Raw genomic sequence first — 15,498 nt, 5'->3', positions numbered from 1 at the left:
GTCATGTTGTGCACATTAATCGACGAGCTCGGCTATTTGCCCTTCCCCCAGTCGGGCGGGGCCTTGCTATTCCACCTGCTCTCGAAGCTCTACGAGCACACCAGCGTGATGATCACGAGGAATCTCAACTTCGGCGCATGGGCGACCGTGTTCGGCGACGCGAAGATGACCACGGCGCTGCTCGACTAGGTCACGCACCACTGTCACATCGTCGAGACCGGCAACGAGTACTACCGTTTCCGCCAAAGCACGGCCGATGCGAAGTCACGCATCGCGGCGCGCGAGCAGAGCGAACGCGGAAAGATCGCCGTGACGGAGGACGAACCCTTCTGAACGGTCGCCGCGCAGAGGGAACCCGCTGCGGGCTACACCCTGCGCGGGTTCCTCTGCGCACTCCGATTGACCGATCCGCGGAACCGGAATCCGACCCGTTGGGCTACACTGGAAAGCAGTCCGCGCGATGACGCGTGGCTAAAGCCCCCGGGTAAAATTCAACGCGCACGGCAGGGTAGCTTTGGATGCGCGCCCACACCAGGGCGTCGCGCTCCGACTGATGGAGCCTGAGGGGCAGCGAGCGCCTAGCCCGTCCCCACGCCCCTCGCATCGTGCCGGAATGTTGAGACTCCGGAATCTCGGACCCGAAAGCGGTGCCCGCATCGGGCAGTCGTTCGATGCACAGGGGTATTCAGGACAGTACAATGTCCTGAAACGCACACCCTTCCGAGCCCACCGTGTCCAAGACCTGCCTGAAATGCACTTACACTCGTCAGCCGAGCGATACGTCTCCTGACTACGAGTGCCCGAAGTGTGGGGCCATCTACGCCAAGGTCGAAGCGGTGATCGCCGCCAAAATCGCATCAGCGGAGCTGGCAAAGAAGGCGGAGGTGGCCCGCAAACTGCGCGAGGGCGAAGAGAGGGTGGCTGCGTTGCGAGCGAGCAAACGTCCGCTTGCCGTTCTGAAAAGAGGGGCGATCGCTGCGATCGTAGGCGTTGCGGCGATTGTCGCGTTCAAAACCGAAGACTCTGCACCGCCGCCCAGCACTCCCCAAGCCACGGCCGAGGAAGCCGCGTCGAAGTCGCGGGACGAACCCTCAACGTCGCAGCGCGCCTCCCTGTCACCGGGAGATCCCGAGGCCCGCTGCTACGACTCCGGAATGCGCATCGCCGCCACCTACCTCGCGAACTTCAAAGGAGCGGCAGAAGCCGGTCTCACCGCCAGCGAAATGATGGAGATGGGCTGCAAGCGCGAGAGCACGCCGTCCTGCCGTAACCAGTGTGAGGTGGGCTTCAAGGCCGAAGTCCGTCGGCGGATGAGGAACTGACCTCACCGCCGGCCGGGCAAGTCATCTCTGGCACGTCTTCCACCGCGTCCTGCGGTGGCGCTTCCACGAGCGATCTTCGCGACTCGCCACGCGGAAGTCGTCCCAGTTGTTCGGCAGGTTGCGGGCGTTGCGCTCGGCCCGCGCTGCCACCTCGCCTCCCTCGCGCACCGGTTCGGCCCAGAACCGCTCGTTCATGTGGCGCAGTCGGCGAGAGTCGTGCCCGCCACGCGGATGGCCACCGCCCGGCACCGCGCCTTCCCCGTTCCAGAACCCTGCCCGACGTTGGTAATGTCAGTAGGGTCTACGTGCTGATGGAAGCCTAGGCTTTGCGCGCATCCTTCCAGTGCTCATGCGTCTTCTGATAGTGCGACGGCGCAGCTGGGTGTGCCAAGGGTAGCCACTCCACTAAACGGCCTTTGATCCGGGCCCCATAGCTCTTCCCGTAAAGATCGAGCTCCGGTGACAATGTTAGCGGCCCTTCTTCCACTTCCGCGAGCTCGCGAAACACCCGCAATGCCGCATTGCCCAGAGTGACCACGAGCTGGGGCCGTGCAGTGGCCAGTTCGCGGCGCAGCCGCGGGAGATGGTGCTCGAGGGCCTGGGCGACAATCTGATTTTCCAGCGGGTGCGATCGATGGTTCGACGGGACAATCTCGTGGTCGCTAAGCATCTTGAGGACCGCGCTTCGCGACATCGCCCTGCGCGCATCCCGGCTCTGATGGTATTCGTCCAGGCAATCGGTGATCCAGGCTTGCAAGCGCGAAAGTCGCAGCGGTTCGAACAGCATCTTGTTTAGCTTCGTCCCGGACGCGCCGTTATGCTCGCAGCGTTCGAACGAACCCCATTCGGGCCGTATGCCCTGCTCCGCGACCCAGGCAGCAATTCGCCCCTTCTGGTCTTCGCCCGCCCAAAAGGGAGTGGGCTCGTTGCCCACTGCGATCGCCTCGATGAGCCGTTCTCCGGCAGGATCAAGCCATTTCACGTGCAGCGCGCTCGGGTAGGCACCGAGCACGAAGAGATCCCGCTGCCCGTCCGCGCTCGGCTGGCACGGAAGGACGGGAGCGCCGAAAAGGTAACGGTAGTTCATGGTTCACCCCTCATTTATGGACCGCGCTGAGCGCCGGCCGGAAGTTAAATGCGCCAGTGACAGTGCAGGCGGGTGTCGGCGAGTCGAAGGAGCGTTCGCCCCTCACAGCCACCGACGCGAACTCGCCACGTCCCTTACCTATTCGAACGAGCGCGTTTTGAATTAACGGCCACGGTTGCGTATCCGTGAAATATTTCACGTATGCCCGCCAGATTTAAGCCGCCGGCCGCTCATGCCTCGTCGTAGAAGGTCAGGGCCTTCACGTAGTGGCTGTTCCAGCCGAGACCGCGTTCGTCATCGCCCCGCCCCTCGTCAATGAGCCGAAACGGCTGGAAGCAGCCTTCGGTTTCGGTCCAGTAGGGCTCCTGCTTGATGCGCCACTCGGGCACCCAGTCGCCAGCGGCCGGACCTGCCTTGCGTCCGCCCTCAGCGATGACGAGGAAGCAGTCTCCATTCCAGAGACCGACATTGCCATTGCGGCCGCGGCCGACGTACCAGCGGTCGACCTGGAGCTCTTCACGAGGAATCTGGGTAAGGGCTTTCGACATCGCCGCTCCCGTGGAAGGACTGTCGCGCGCGGCAGCAGGCCGGGAAACTATTCATCATACCCCATCGAGCTATGCAGGATTGGCGCACCGCAGGCTCGGCAAGAGAGCCCCTTGTCGCACACAACGCCCTGAGGCAAAAATGCACGCGAAGAATAAATTTTTGAGAGCTGCTTTTCTTCTACGCGGCAATAGCTTAGCTTAATCCTTCCGGCTGCAGACAAGACTTCCGTTCCCGTCACGGCAACCTCAACGTGCCGGCCTGTCGCGGGCCGGCCCCGCGCTGAGCCGGATCCTGCGTCGCCACCTCGACATCCTGAAGTCACCGTACTTGTCGAATGCGTTACCAATGAACGAGAGCGTGGAATTTTTCGAATCCCGAAACCCTATTCCGATGACAGGACGGGCGGCGCCTCTTCGTAGCAAGCTGACAGCCGGCGGCCTAACGCCGCCCTCTGCCTGACGAGCACCGCCACGGGAACGATCACGGCCTTCTTATGACTTCCTGCGCTTCTCGATCACGTAAAAGCTGTCCGTAGACCAGTCGCAACCATGGCTGCCGGATACGTCTGAATTTTTACGATTCCGGACATCGATGTTCCGTCATCAGGACGGGCGGCGCATCTCATCTAGCGAACTGACAGGTGGCGGCCTAACGCCGCCACCTGTCAGGCTATGCGCCGCCCTGGAACGGTTTCGGCGGATTTCGATTTCGCGAAGATAATACGGGTTCGTGATCTGCAGGGTCTCATGAGGCGGCACATCACAGGCTCAGCTGACCACCGGCGGCTCCGGTGCCGCCGACCGTCAGACTGCGTGCCGCCAAGGCAGACTGAGGAAGCTCGGAATAGTCTTGAGTGCTGGAAACGTGAAAGGGGTACGAAATCCTTGCTGGCGCCTACCGGTTAGGAGATGGCTGGTGGCCCCGCCGCCGCCATCCATCTGAATGACTAGCGCCTGTGAACGAAAACCGGTGAGAACGATGGATTCGGAAAACGCCCGGGAACTCGCTTGCTCGAATCCGAACCCCTCGACTTCCGTATCTATCTGACCGCTGTCGGCAGGCCTCCATAAGTCAGGAACGAGATCAGGTTTACGCCTTCCTCTCATCGACTTCTGTCGTCGCGACACTCTCTCGGAGCGCGGTTTACAAGACAGGGAATCCGACTTATCTGATCGCTTCTGCTTTGCTCACCCATTAATCAGGCGCCCCTTCTTTTTATTGGTGTTTCTTCTTCCTATGAGGTTATTCACAGATCGAGAAATGACTGCCTGGCTCTTCATTGTCCCTCTTCCGGCAACCCAAAGAGGCTCGTTTGGAGTACACCGTGCAGTCCGCAAAACCAAATTGAAAAGGATTTTGCCCATACCTATTGCAACATGTATCCCTACGTCCTCGCGTTACAGGGAAGAAAACTTTTTGGTGCGTATCAATCAATTTCATCCCACATCAAATACTCCAAGAACTTCATATTTTCAAGGTCTCCCGTTATCCTCTTAAGCTAATCGTACTGCACATGCCCCATGTTGCGCAGTGATGCCGTCACGCTCAATCCTGAGCGCGACGCCGTCATTCGCGACCACCTGCGGTGCGGAAGACAAAAAGTGGGTTGGTTACGGGCGCCGATCGGCGACCAGCCGCGTGTACGGCCGGACCAGCGTGCTGGATGGCGTTCGCGAGCCTGGAGGTGTGATGACGGACTTCGAGAGTCGCACGACTGGTGACAACTGGTGCCGGTTGTAGCCGATTGGTGGCAACTGGTGCCGGTTGTAGCCGATTGGTGGCAATTGGTGCCGGTTGTAGCCGACTGGTGACAACTGGTGCCAGTTGGTGGCGCTTGGTGCCAATTGGTGGCGCTTGGCACCAATTGGTGACGACTGGTTCCAATTGGTGACGATTGGTGCGTGTTGTTGTCGATTTGGTGTCAAACGGTGACGTTTGTAACGAACAACGCCCAGAGCCGCCGTGTCTCCAAGCAACCGCCGTCGCTGTCTAAAGTTATCCACAGCGATTGACGTTTCTCGATTAGTGTAGTTTCAGCTACAAGGTCGATCAACCTTGTAGCTGAAACTACACCTAATCCAGCTGCGCGCCGGCATATACTTCATTTTCGCCGTCAATTTCAACCCCGTCGAGCACTCGTCACACCGCATTTATCGTAATACCGAGCATGGGCTGGGTGGAGGCGATTACTCAGGACGCCCGAAAGTAAGAAAAATCGCCCGATCGCCCTGAGACGCGTTTGATTTTCACACCGGACGAAACGCCGGCCCGCCTGGCGTCGGATGAGAGTCGGCCTGCCATCCAAGACCGTCAGCAATTTCCATGCTCGCTCGGAGCCTACGCGGACTGTGGTGTATTTTCAGCTACAAGGTAGACCGACCTTGTAGCTGAAAATACATTAACCGCCGAATCCTGCATTTTCGTATACCGTTTTCCAGTGCACTTGCAAGAGCCAATACGGAGCGCGACACCGCTTTTGTCCCGATAACAAGCTCTTTTGAACTCGGCGCCCTCAATACCCGTCGTATGCGACTCACACTTCATCGCTGCGAACGGTGCTGAGGCCGGCGGAAGGCGAATCCGCGCACGTACTGCCGCACGTATTCCTCCTGCAGCGCCGTCTCGATCGTCCCGTTTCGCGACTGGCGCACGGCGGCGATGGCCGCTTCCGCACCCATCCCTGACTCGATCAGCAGGCACGCCGCCACCGTGCCCGTGCGGCCGAGCCCGCCCATGCAATGCAGGTACACGCGCCGGCCAGCCTGCAGGTCATTCACCAATTCCGCCCCAGCGCTCAGCCACAGGCTGTGGAACAGATCGCCCGGTGGATGGCGGTCGGCGATCGGAAGGTGCAGCCAGCGCATGCCGCGGCGCTCGACCTCCTCGGGCAGGGCCGCCACGTCGAGGAGCCCGAACTCGTGCGCCTCGATCAGGCTCACCACCACCTCCGCGCCCCAGCTCCGAATACGGTCGAGGTCGGTAGCCAGGTCGCGCTCCCATTGCCCCGTAAGCGCGTCCCGCTGTCGCTTGCCCGGGCACAGCGACATGCCGATCGGCGCCCAGCCACCAGCGGGCTGAACCGGATCGATGCGAAGGGGATGCGTTTGGCTGGTGCGGATCGCGAGCGGGGATATCATCTGCGGCCTCCATGCGTCAGGAATTGTCCGCAGTGTGCCCGCACGAACCGACAGGTTCTGTCGTGTTGAAATCGCGGCGAATCGGGCCGCTTACGCCGCTGCCTGATACATCGCCGCCACCTTCGCCACCTGCCCCACGATCGCCTGACGCAGCTCCACGGGCGCCAGCACCTTGATGTTCGCACCGCAACCGAGCAGCCAGCGATAGAGTTGCCCCGTGGACGGCAAGGTCACCGTCAGGCGGATGTCGAAGTCGCTGCCCTCGGGCTCGGGGACCGCCTGCTGGTCCCGCCCCATCGCGCACTCCTGCACCAGGTCGGCGACATAGCCGCGCACCTGCGCCTCGAGCCTGATCATCCTGCCGTTGCCGAAGTCGGCCTGTCCCCGGTAGATCGCCGCATCGAGGTCAAACCCGGGCGCGATCCGCGCGGGGTCGCTGCTGACCTCGGCCCGGATCACGCGGTGCAACGCATACATGCGCACCGGCTCGGCCTCGTCATTCTTCAGCGCGAAGAAATAGAAGCGCGGCCCGCGCTGCAACGCCGCCTGTGGATGCACGACACACTCGGTTTTCTTCCCCTCGCTGTCGCGATAAGCGAGTTTCAACGTCCGCTCCTCCACGACCGCGCGCAACACCTTGGCCAGGGTCGCGAGTTCGAAGTCCGCGGGCAACAGGCGCAAGGTGTCGGGAACGATGCGGAAGCGCTTGCTCGAGAGCTTCACCCCGAGTTCGGCATTCTGCAGCCGACGCAGCGCCGACTCGAGCCGCCTTTCCGGCATCACCTCCTCGAGCGCCTTCTCGACGTTGGTGACGACGTACGACCACGCCGCATCATCGAGGTAATCGTCGTCGCCTGGGGTCCCCCGCCGGAAATACGTCAGCGGCTTGGCCCTGGGGTTGCGCACCACGATGCGCCCCTCCGCCAGCAGATCCTTGAGGTCGCGCTGGACCGCACGCACACGGGCGCCGTCGCTTCCTTCGTAAAGATCAGGCAGGCGCTGCAGCAGGATCTGCGCCGCGAGCCCGGTATCCTGCTCGCCCTCGACGGGGAGCAGGTTCTCGATCGCCTTCAGGCGCTTGATGCGCGTCTCGTAGGCAACGGCCATTGCATGCACTCCGGGAATGACGAAGCCGGCAGCATACGACAAAACGTGTCGCGTCGCCCTGCTGCAATGGCACTGTCAAGTCACCGGAGCCCGTCATGTCCAACCCTTCCCCACGCCGCCCGTCCGACCGCAAGCCGCTTTCCTCGCGCGATCTCCTCGAACGCATCGGCTGCAACAGTCTCGATGCCTCGGACGCGGGGCACGCCGAGTTTTGCGCCGACATCGAGGACGACATGCTGGCGACCCTCAAGGCGCGCTTCGAGGCCCTCGGCCGCCCCTGCCGCTTCACCCCTGGGATGGCCGTGCGCTGGAAGCCGGGGCTGCGCAATCGCCGCTGGCCGCATTACGACCACCCTGCCATCGTCGTCGAGGTGCTCGCCGAGCCCATCCTCGACCCCTCGGAGAATCCCGGTTCGCCCTACTACCGCGAGCCGCTCGACCTCGTGCTGGGGTTCTTCATCGACAAGGGCGAGGCGCGCGGCGATTTCCTGACCTTCCACGTCGATGGCCGCCGCTTCCAGCCGTGGTCGGACGACACGCAAACGGAGGCCTGACCATGACGACCCACCTCACCCCCGCACGTCGCCATGCGCGCACTGCCTTGCACGCCGCCGACCTCGACGGCTGGTTCGACCCCGCCCCGGTCATGTCGCCGGCGGCGCGCCTGGCCGCGCGCTACGTGCTCAACCTGTGGCGCGGCGAGCCGACCCTGCCGCTGCGCATGAACGACAGCGCCGTAGTCACGAACCTGTGGCACCTCGTCAGCCCGCTCATCGGCAAGGGCCGCAAGCAGCGGCTGCGCCGCGCGGTGGCCGACGGCGAGGACGATTTTCTTGGCGACCTGGATGACTGCGACCTCGATGCGGGACCCGGCGAGACCGAATTCGTGCGCCTCAACCCTGCCCAACGCACGCTCTTTCTCGACTGGATGGAGGAGTTCGCCGCCGCGGCGCTCGCCCGCCTCGACGCCCTTGAGGCGCTCGACCACGCGGGGCGGTCGCTGCTCGTGATCGGCATCCTCGAACAGGTGCTCAACCTGCCCCGGGTCGAGCGGACGCTGCTCGAATATGTGTGGGTACGCGACGAGAACTCGGCGCTGCGCAACTTCATGCGCGTGAGCAAGGCCGGCGGGCTGCGGCGCAACCGCCAGTGGCTCGCGATTGCCACCGGCCTCGACACCCACGAGGTGCATCGTGCCCTGTCGCTGCGTGGCACCCTGCACCGCATCGACCTCGTCGAGGAAGATCGCGGCACCTGCGACCTGGAGGACTACCTCCACAGCAGCGACTTCTTCCGCCGCATCGTGGCCGAAGCCCCGGCGACGGAGGCCGAGCTGCGCGAGCTCCTGGTCGAGCCGTTGCCTGCGGCGAAGTGGACGATCGAGGATTTCCCGCACCTCGCACGCGACGCGGCCCGGCTCGTCACCACCCTGGGTGCGGCAGCTGCCCGCGGCGGCGCTGGCGTGAATGGGCTCCTCTACGGACCGGCCGGCGCCGGCAAGACCGAGTTCGCCACCGCAGTGTGCGCCGCCGCGGGGTTGTGCGGCTTTCGCGTGCGCAGCGCGGACGAGGATGGCGACGGCCTCGGACGGCGCGGCCGCATCTCGGCCTACCTCCTCGCACAGCGCCTCCTCGGTGCACGACGCGACGCGCTGGTCGTATTCGATGAGGTCGAAGACGTGTTCTCGAACGAGGGGCTGGGCGCGCTCGGCCTGCTCCTCGGAGGCGAACGGCCCACGGGGCGCGAAAAGGGCTTCATCAACCGCACCCTGGAAGACAATCCCGTGCCCTCGCTGTGGCTCACCAACGACGCGCACAGCATGGACCCCGCCTTCCTGCGCCGCTTCCTGCTGCCGGTGGCCGTGCATGTGCCGCCGCGCGCGGTGCGCCGGCGCATCGTGGATGCGCAACTGGGCGGCTTCGGCCTGCCTGACGAGTTCCTCGACACCCTCGCGGCCGATAACAAGCTGATGCCCGCCCAGTTCGACGCGGCGCGGCGCGTGCTCGAACTGGTCGCCGATCCGGACCATGCCGCGACGCGCGTCAGCGACGTCATCGGCGCGCAGCGGCGCCTCCTCCACGGCAGCGCCATGCCGCACCGGCGCACCGGCCCCCTCACCGTCGACATCGCCTTCCTCAACGTCGCCGGCGGCGTGGCCCCGGCGCAGCTCCTCGCCGCGCTCGACCGGCGCCCGCGCGGATCGCTGTGCCTGTACGGCCCCTCCGGCACCGGCAAGACCGAGTTCGCGCACCTCATCGCAAATGCGCTCGACCTCGAACTCGTCACGCAGCGCGCCTCCGATCTCAAGAGCAAGTATGTCGGCGAGACCGAGCGAAACATCGCGGAGGCCTTCAGTAGCATCGACCCCGAACGCTGCGTGCTGCTCTTCGACGAAGTCGACAGCTTCCTGCGTAACCGCCGCCACGCCGAGCGCAGCTGGGAAGTGTGCGAGGTGAATGAACTGCTGCAGCAGATGGAAGACTTCCCCGGCATCTTCATCGCCACCACCAACCTGATGACGGAGATCGACCCCGCCGCGCTGCGCCGCTTCGACTTCAAGCTCGCCTTCCGCCCGCTGCGCCTCGAACAGCGCTTCGCGCTCTTCGCGCGCGAAGTCTTCGGCGATGCGCACGCGCCGCTGGCCGAGGAGCTGCGCACCCGCGTGGCGCGCCTCGACGGCCTCACCGCGGGTGACTTCGCCAATGTCGTGCGCCAGCAGTCGCTCCTGGGTGAAACGCTCCCGCCCCAGGCGTTCGCGACGCAGCTCGCGCAGGAACTGCGCCATCGGACACACGCCGATGCCGTGCATTGATGCGATGGCGCCCCTTCCCTCCTGCACCCCCTATACATGTGATATGAATAGACCCTACGTGGAAGAGCATGCGATGGCCGACCGCCACATCAGCGAGATCCTCTACCGGCATGACCCCGCGAACACGTGCTGCAACGTCTGCGAGGGCATGGAGGACGAGTACGACCGGATTGCCGCGACACTCGCGCGGGATCCCGCGCACCTCGAGTCCTTCGAGGCCTTCCGCCACGTGCTGGTGGAGGCGTTCTTCGAGGACGCACTGTCGGAGGACGCCCTGCAGCGCAGTTACGCGGAAATTCGGGCGTAGCGGCCTTGAGCCGATACGCCCCCAAACAGAACAAGGACGATCGCATGACCGAAAACACCGGCTACGACATCATCGGCGACGTGCATGGGCACGCCGAGCAGCTCGAGGCGCTGCTGCACAAACTCGACTATCGCATGCACGCCGGTGCCTGGCGCCATCCCGAGCGCCGAGCAATCTTCCTCGGCGATCTGATCGACCGCGGACCAAAGCAGCTCGAGACGGTCGACATCGTGCGGCGCATGGTCGATGCCGGCCACGCCCAGGCGGTCATGGGCAACCATGAGTTCAACGCCATCGCCTGGGGAACGCACGACGACCACGGGCGCCCGCTGCGCGCGCACAGCGAGAAGAATCGCAACCAGCACAAAGCCTTTCTCGCCGCCGTCGACGGAAAACCGGCGCTCCACCGGGAGCTCCTCGACTGGTTTCTGAACCGGCCGCTCTGGCTGGAGCTCGACGGCATCAACATCGTGCATGCATGCTGGCACACGGACTATATGGCGCGCTTCGGCGCTCGGCTGCGCCCCGGAAATCGTCTCGGCGTTGATCTGCTCAATGAGGCTGCTACCCGGCCCGAGGAAGGCGCGGCCGAGACGCTTTTTCATGCGGTCGAGACATGTCTGAAAGGCCTCGAAGCGCCGCTCCCCGAGGAATTCTCCTTCCCCGACAAGGAGGGCCACCCGCGCCGGGAAGTCCGCGTGCGCTGGTGGGATCATGACGCAACGCACTTCCGCACCGCGGCGGTCATCGAGGAGCACCTGCGGGTGACACTTCCCACCCTCCCGCTTCCGCCGGCGGCGCGTTACCGCTATCCCTGCGCGAAGCCGGTGTTCTTCGGCCATTACTGGATGCAAGGCGACCCCGCGATCCAGAGTCCTGCAGCGGCCTGCGTGGACTTCAGCGTCGCGAAGCGGGGAAAGCTCGTGGCGTACCGCTGGAACGGGGAAGCCCAGCTGTCCGATCACGCCTTCCTCCATGTCGAGAGCGCGTCGGGCTGACTGTCGCGCGAGGAGATTTGCCATGAACAAGAAGAAGCAGACGCAGATGACGTCCGCCGGACTAGTCTCCAACTGCCTCGAATGCGCCCATCACCAGGTGATTCCTGATCCGGAACCGAACGACTGGTGGCTCTTCGGAGAGTAGTGCGTTTCGACTCTGAAACTACGATTTTCTGACCGCCACCCGTCCGTGTGTTTCACCTCGGATTCCGGTGTGTGCGTCCCCGGATTTTAGTGTGGGTACTTAGCCAACATTTGGCAGTCAAAGCTGTCCGGTCAGGTCTTCTTCCAGCCAGTCCGCCAACTTGGCGATGTCCACACCCCAAGTCACCTGCCGACGCTCCGGCACCTTGACTGTCTCGTACCCGTCGTCCATGTCGCAGCTCTTGGCTAACATGAACTCAGCCAGCGCCGGGCCTTGCGGTTCGTTCTTCTTGCGTCGGACACTGCGATAGCTGGTCACCATACCTTGCTTCTTGGGCGCCAACAGCAGTTTCACGCGCACGGCATCGAAGCTGTATCCCCGACCGATGCGGTCAATAGCCCGCGTCAGCCCGTTCTGGCATTCGGTGTAAGCGTTGGTCAAGCGCTTGCAGGCTTCTTCTAGGACATCGAAGAAGGCATAGATTTCGTTGCCCCAATTGTCGAAGGTGACCAGGATGGGCTGCCAGTGCTTCCACATGGTTGGCGGAATGCGTGAGCACCAGGTGTCGAAGCGCATCTTGGCTTCGCGCCGGTTGGCGGCATCGTAGATACGGTAGAACTCTTCCTTTAGGTCATACGCAATAGCAATATCCGGGAAGTCGGCCCGCCAGGACGCCAGACGGTCTTTCTGCCAGTCGGTGAGGTTGCTGGCGCGAGTATTCAGAACGAACTTGTCCTTCTTCAGGCGTAGTTGCATGCGCCGCGACTCGATGCCGGCGCGAACGCCCTTCCTGATGCCATCAACCGCTAGGTCGGCCATGCGAGTGATGTGGAACTTGTCGGCCACGACCTTGGCTTTGGGGAAGAACTCATGGACCATGTTCTTGTAGCGCTTGGTGCAATCCATGGCGACGGCTTTGACGTTCTCCCTGCCGGGCATCTTCTCGAAGTAGGCCCGCATCACGTCGTTGGTGCATTTGGGTAGAAACTCGATGGCGACGTTCTCGGACAGGTTGGTGATGACGCCGCGTGCGCTGCCTGCGATATTCACTTCATCAATGCCCAGGTAGGCTGGCGACTCGAAGCGGGCTGTGTCTATGGTGTCCCTGTACCGGCCGTAGAAGATGTTGCGGACGGTCTTTTCGTTGATGCCGTACTCCCGCGCCAGGTCGGAGAACGAGCGTTCCAGCGCCAGACTGGCGATGCGGTCGACGAAGCGCTGGGTGGCGTGGTGGTCGTCGTCCAGCCAGTCCAGCGGATGGAAGAATGTGTCGGAGCAGTCCTTGCAGCGGTAGCGCTTGCGCAGCAGGTGGATGCAGGTGAGCTTGCCGTGATGGGGTAAGTCCATGACCTCTTGGGCGCGCTGGCCGTGGCCGATGAAGTTCTTGCTACCGCAGGTGACGCAGGCCGTCGGGCGCCCTTCACAGCCGGCGTGGATGGCAAATAGGTGGCCGTCGGACTCGGTATTGGTCACTGCAATACCTGGCAAGTCGAGGGGCAGCATGGTGAATTTTGGAAACGCGAAACCATAATCCTACAGCGCGGAATGAAAAGAGCCTCCTAAGAGGCTCTTGAGTTGCATCAGCGGGGCTTGTGCCCGCGCGGTACCGAAATAGCTGGATAGGTGTTCTTTACAAAAGTGTCCAACTTTTCATGCACCAAAATCAGCCACGGAGCACTGTCCGCCATATTACTGAGAATTTGATGCAGTTCGTCCGCATCATCCTCGTATTCGTGATTCACAGAATTGCGAAGACCTCTGATGTCACTCCATCTTTCCTGGCTATCCAGAATGCCCAACTTCTCCATCAGGGCCAAGATGGTTCCGAATGGGCTGGTTGCGCTTTCTTCCTCGATGGCGATGCTCTTCATTGTTTTACCCATATGCTCCTGGTAGGTTGCAAAACGGGTAGTAAAGGCAGAAAGTGTTTCACGCTCATCGGGCGTTAGCGCCGCAACGCCAGCCTGCTTGATTGTGGTCAGCGGTCCGGATAGTTTCCCAAGCGAATGCTGGACATCACTGCGCATTCGACTGAGATGGTCAAGCTTTTTGTGAAGTATGTTGAGATTCTCACTCATTTAAGTCGAACTCCCCTTGCCTTGGCGATTCGGTGAATTGGCTTGTCGCCAACCCCAACAACCAAATCAACCTTCAAGTCGAAAAGGTCCATCAGGGCCGATTTGCACTTGATTTTACGCATCACATCCACCGGCTCCGCTTCGACAAAAATATCGACATCACCACCGCGTTGCTGGTCATCTGCCCGAGAGCCAAACAGCCATATTTTGGCGCTATCCCCAAATTGGGCAGAGATAAGGCTTACCGCTTGTTTCGCTGCGTCATCAGAAATTCGCATAATGCCTCCATTGTCCTATGGCGATATTGCCTGACAGGCATCGCTCAGTGCCAGACTGCTTGAATCGTCGCATGGATGGCGTCGCGCAGACTCGCACCGGTTGCCAGCACGCGCCCATCAACGATGGTGCCACGCTTCCCACGGTCCGCGCCGGACATTCACCCTTTACCTCGCGAGGCGAGCCTTGATGAGTTGATGGGCGAAATCCGCCCGCTGTGCCCGCAAACGGGTGCTCGGGGCCCGAAAGGCCTCGAAAAGGAGCGGTGGAAGCGAAGAAATCGATCATCGGAGTCGGCGAAAATGGCTGGCTTGGGTGAGCGTGCTCAGAACATCGATTGATCAGGGGGTCCCTAACGGGCCCTCCTGCGCTTCCTTGCGCCACTTCCTTGGGAGACTTGTTCCAAGTGTCATTTACGCCTCCACCGAACACACTACTATCCTATATGACGTTTTATAGCACACCCACAGAAAAACACAATAACGTCCTATTATTGATGGTATGTCACCAGCTCATAACTGGCGGGCCAAACACACCGAAATCCGGTGAGCCCGATTGGTTCTGCGCGGACGACATGGCGGTGGTATGCACGAAGTCCACCAACCCCGAGAGGAATGTCGCATCGAAGTGGAAATCCGATCACAGCCCGTTCCGCTCGGTGGTGAATTCTTGTCGGCCGCACCATCTGCACACTGAGGCGGGACGGCCAGGGTGGTGCCCGCCGCTCAACTAAACGTGAGGATCTAGCTAGGCCGGAGCTCGATAGCCCGGCGCAATCACAGCGTTGTCCACGCCATAGAGCACGAGTGCGTCCTTGAGCGACAGTCGATACTGCTTCGGATCGAGGGCATGATCAGTGCTGCAGTCAACGCTCCACTGCTGTAACACATAGCCCGCGATGGCAGCCCGCACGTTGATGGTCAAAGCTCCGCCATTAAGGATGCCGAAGTCCCGAGCAACGATTTCCGGTCTTGCCTGCCGCGGATGTGGAACGAGGGTGAGCGGGACAATCCGCGTCCATTGAATGTCGTGGTCGGGACATTCATGTGGCGCTGCACTACTCTCCGCCAGGAGCGTCGCGGCCTCCATGCGCGTAATCACCATGTCGCGAAATTCATTCGACACGCGATCAAATACCCGCGCATGCCAGCGAAGTCCGCTATCGACCAGCGCGAAGGGCACGATCTCGCGGGTGCTCGGCCCCTTGTTCAGTGAGTGGTACACCAGACGCACTGCGCATTGCCGGTGAATCGCCCGGGTCACGACCGCCAGCACGTCAAGCGGCGGGCGGTTGAGGCGTAGCGGAAACTCGCATGGCAGGAAGCCTTCAGATGCCCGACCGATCCCCTCACCAAACCCACGCGACAACCCGGAGAGCACGCGGTCCGGGTCATGCTCGAACACGGGCTTGAAAGCGGCCGTCGGGACATAGACCTTGCGGCTCCCATCGAACGCGATGTTGCCCGGTGCCAACTCCCGGTATGCACTCAGATCCCGCGTCGCCACGGCTGGCGCGATGCCAAAGCGATCAATGAGGTCGGGGCGCCTTACGTCTCCAAGGAACCAGAGACGGAACTCGATGAAGGCGAGCCGCTCACGTTGGGCCTGATTCAGTGCAGCAAGACTGGTCTCGATCGTCAATTTGGTTCACCTCCATACCAATAATATCAAAAAGATCAT

15 protein-coding genes and 1 pseudogene are annotated in these 15,498 nt (G+C 62.1%); 7 read left to right on the top strand and 9 right to left on the bottom strand.

The window, feature by feature from the left end; all coding sequences use genetic code 11:
• Positions 1-15 precede the first annotated feature (15 nt).
• A pseudogene (locus AzCIB_RS24405) lies at positions 16-333 on the top strand (ATP-binding protein); the annotation flags it as partial.
• Positions 334-731: 398 nt separating this feature from the next.
• Positions 732-1,322 carry a hypothetical protein gene (locus tag AzCIB_RS06905; protein ID WP_050415216.1) on the top strand — a complete coding sequence of 197 codons (591 nt, stop codon included), beginning with the start codon at positions 732-734 and terminating at the stop codon, positions 1,320-1,322.
• Positions 1,323-1,343: 21 nt separating this feature from the next.
• On the opposite strand, the gene AzCIB_RS24095 is transcribed toward AzCIB_RS06905, so the two are convergent.
• The 5 genes from AzCIB_RS24095 to AzCIB_RS06885 form a co-directional block, all read right to left on the bottom strand.
• Complete coding sequence (locus tag AzCIB_RS24095) at positions 1,344-1,517, bottom strand: hypothetical protein (RefSeq protein ID WP_157058441.1); 174 nt, start codon at positions 1,515-1,517, stop codon at positions 1,344-1,346.
• Between the two features lie 124 nt (positions 1,518-1,641).
• Positions 1,642-2,409, bottom strand: a complete 768-nt coding sequence (locus AzCIB_RS06900; RefSeq protein ID WP_050415215.1) for a uracil-DNA glycosylase family protein — start codon at positions 2,407-2,409, stop codon at positions 1,642-1,644.
• Between the two features lie 230 nt (positions 2,410-2,639).
• Positions 2,640-2,957, bottom strand: coding sequence for a hypothetical protein (locus tag AzCIB_RS06895; protein ID WP_050415214.1), 318 nt, complete (start codon positions 2,955-2,957; stop codon positions 2,640-2,642).
• Positions 2,958-5,498: 2,541 nt separating this feature from the next.
• Positions 5,499-6,095: a cyclin-dependent kinase inhibitor 3 family protein gene (locus AzCIB_RS06890; RefSeq protein ID WP_198149635.1), complete on the bottom strand. Its 597-nt coding sequence runs from the start codon at positions 6,093-6,095 to the stop codon at positions 5,499-5,501.
• Positions 6,096-6,185: 90 nt separating this feature from the next.
• Positions 6,186-7,202, bottom strand: coding sequence for a helix-turn-helix transcriptional regulator (locus AzCIB_RS06885; RefSeq protein WP_050415213.1), 1,017 nt, complete (start codon positions 7,200-7,202; stop codon positions 6,186-6,188).
• Positions 7,203-7,297: 95 nt separating this feature from the next.
• Between AzCIB_RS06885 and AzCIB_RS06880 the strand changes: the two genes are divergently transcribed.
• The 5 genes from AzCIB_RS06880 to AzCIB_RS24845 are packed head-to-tail and all read left to right on the top strand — an operon-like array spanning position 7,298 to position 11,464.
• The gene (locus AzCIB_RS06880; RefSeq protein ID WP_050415212.1) at positions 7,298-7,756 is read left to right on the top strand and encodes a hypothetical protein; all 459 of its coding nucleotides are present in this window, start codon (positions 7,298-7,300) and stop codon (positions 7,754-7,756) included.
• A gap of 2 nt (positions 7,757-7,758) precedes the next feature.
• Complete coding sequence (locus tag AzCIB_RS06875; RefSeq protein WP_050415211.1) at positions 7,759-10,014, top strand: AAA family ATPase; 2,256 nt, start codon at positions 7,759-7,761, stop codon at positions 10,012-10,014.
• Positions 10,015-10,057: 43 nt separating this feature from the next.
• Positions 10,058-10,321, top strand: coding sequence for a hypothetical protein (locus AzCIB_RS06870; RefSeq protein ID WP_157058440.1), 264 nt, complete (start codon positions 10,058-10,060; stop codon positions 10,319-10,321).
• 44 nt (positions 10,322-10,365) lie between these two features.
• Positions 10,366-11,319, top strand: coding sequence for a metallophosphoesterase (locus AzCIB_RS06865; RefSeq protein WP_050418263.1), 954 nt, complete (start codon positions 10,366-10,368; stop codon positions 11,317-11,319).
• 22 nt (positions 11,320-11,341) lie between these two features.
• Complete coding sequence (locus AzCIB_RS24845) at positions 11,342-11,464, top strand: hypothetical protein (protein WP_286130915.1); 123 nt, start codon at positions 11,342-11,344, stop codon at positions 11,462-11,464.
• A gap of 117 nt (positions 11,465-11,581) precedes the next feature.
• Here AzCIB_RS24845 and AzCIB_RS06860 read toward each other — a convergent pair whose 3' ends face one another.
• From AzCIB_RS06860 to AzCIB_RS06845, 4 genes are all read right to left on the bottom strand, one after another.
• A complete protein-coding gene (locus AzCIB_RS06860) occupies positions 11,582-12,967 on the bottom strand; it encodes an ISL3 family transposase (protein ID WP_050415209.1) in 1,386 nt (461 codons plus the stop codon).
• A 77-nt stretch (positions 12,968-13,044) separates the two neighbouring features.
• On the bottom strand, positions 13,045-13,542 hold the full coding sequence (locus AzCIB_RS06855) for a hypothetical protein (protein WP_050415208.1): 498 nt from the start codon (positions 13,540-13,542) through the stop codon (positions 13,045-13,047).
• Positions 13,539-13,820 carry a nucleotidyltransferase family protein gene (locus AzCIB_RS06850; RefSeq protein WP_050415207.1) on the bottom strand — a complete coding sequence of 94 codons (282 nt, stop codon included), beginning with the start codon at positions 13,818-13,820 and terminating at the stop codon, positions 13,539-13,541. Before AzCIB_RS06850 ends, AzCIB_RS06855 begins: the two co-directional genes overlap by 4 nt.
• 745 nt (positions 13,821-14,565) lie before the next feature.
• The gene (locus tag AzCIB_RS06845; protein WP_232299378.1) at positions 14,566-15,459 is read right to left on the bottom strand and encodes a WYL domain-containing protein; all 894 of its coding nucleotides are present in this window, start codon (positions 15,457-15,459) and stop codon (positions 14,566-14,568) included.
• Positions 15,460-15,498 lie beyond the last annotated feature (39 nt).

This window comes from Azoarcus sp. CIB (assembly GCF_001190925.1).
Taxonomy (GTDB): Bacteria; Pseudomonadota; Gammaproteobacteria; order Burkholderiales; family Rhodocyclaceae; genus Aromatoleum.
Note: the sequence above shows the minus strand (reverse complement) of the source record. Positions and strands in the feature narration are given on the sequence as shown.

Bases quoted from the DNA above. Each gene is read 5' to 3' on its own strand.
- AzCIB_RS06890 (WP_198149635.1), bottom strand. From the start codon at position 6,095: ATGATATCCCCGCTCGCGATCCGCACCAGCCAAACGCATCCCCTTCGC.
- AzCIB_RS06895 (WP_050415214.1), bottom strand. From the start codon at position 2,957: ATGTCGAAAGCCCTTACCCAGATTCCTCGTGAAGAGCTCCAGGTCGAC.
- AzCIB_RS06875 (WP_050415211.1), top strand. From the start codon at position 7,759: ATGACGACCCACCTCACCCCCGCACGTCGCCATGCGCGCACTGCCTTG.
- AzCIB_RS24845 (WP_286130915.1), top strand. From the start codon at position 11,342: ATGAACAAGAAGAAGCAGACGCAGATGACGTCCGCCGGACTAGTCTCC.
- AzCIB_RS06900 (WP_050415215.1), bottom strand. From the start codon at position 2,409: ATGAACTACCGTTACCTTTTCGGCGCTCCCGTCCTTCCGTGCCAGCCG.
- AzCIB_RS06880 (WP_050415212.1), top strand. From the start codon at position 7,298: ATGTCCAACCCTTCCCCACGCCGCCCGTCCGACCGCAAGCCGCTTTCC.
- AzCIB_RS06870 (WP_157058440.1), top strand. From the start codon at position 10,058: ATGAATAGACCCTACGTGGAAGAGCATGCGATGGCCGACCGCCACATC.
- AzCIB_RS06855 (WP_050415208.1), bottom strand. From the start codon at position 13,542: ATGAGTGAGAATCTCAACATACTTCACAAAAAGCTTGACCATCTCAGT.
- AzCIB_RS06885 (WP_050415213.1), bottom strand. From the start codon at position 7,202: ATGGCCGTTGCCTACGAGACGCGCATCAAGCGCCTGAAGGCGATCGAG.
- AzCIB_RS24095 (WP_157058441.1), bottom strand. From the start codon at position 1,517: ATGAACGAGCGGTTCTGGGCCGAACCGGTGCGCGAGGGAGGCGAGGTG.
- AzCIB_RS06865 (WP_050418263.1), top strand. From the start codon at position 10,366: ATGACCGAAAACACCGGCTACGACATCATCGGCGACGTGCATGGGCAC.
- AzCIB_RS06850 (WP_050415207.1), bottom strand. From the start codon at position 13,820: ATGCGAATTTCTGATGACGCAGCGAAACAAGCGGTAAGCCTTATCTCT.
- AzCIB_RS06860 (WP_050415209.1), bottom strand. From the start codon at position 12,967: ATGCTGCCCCTCGACTTGCCAGGTATTGCAGTGACCAATACCGAGTCC.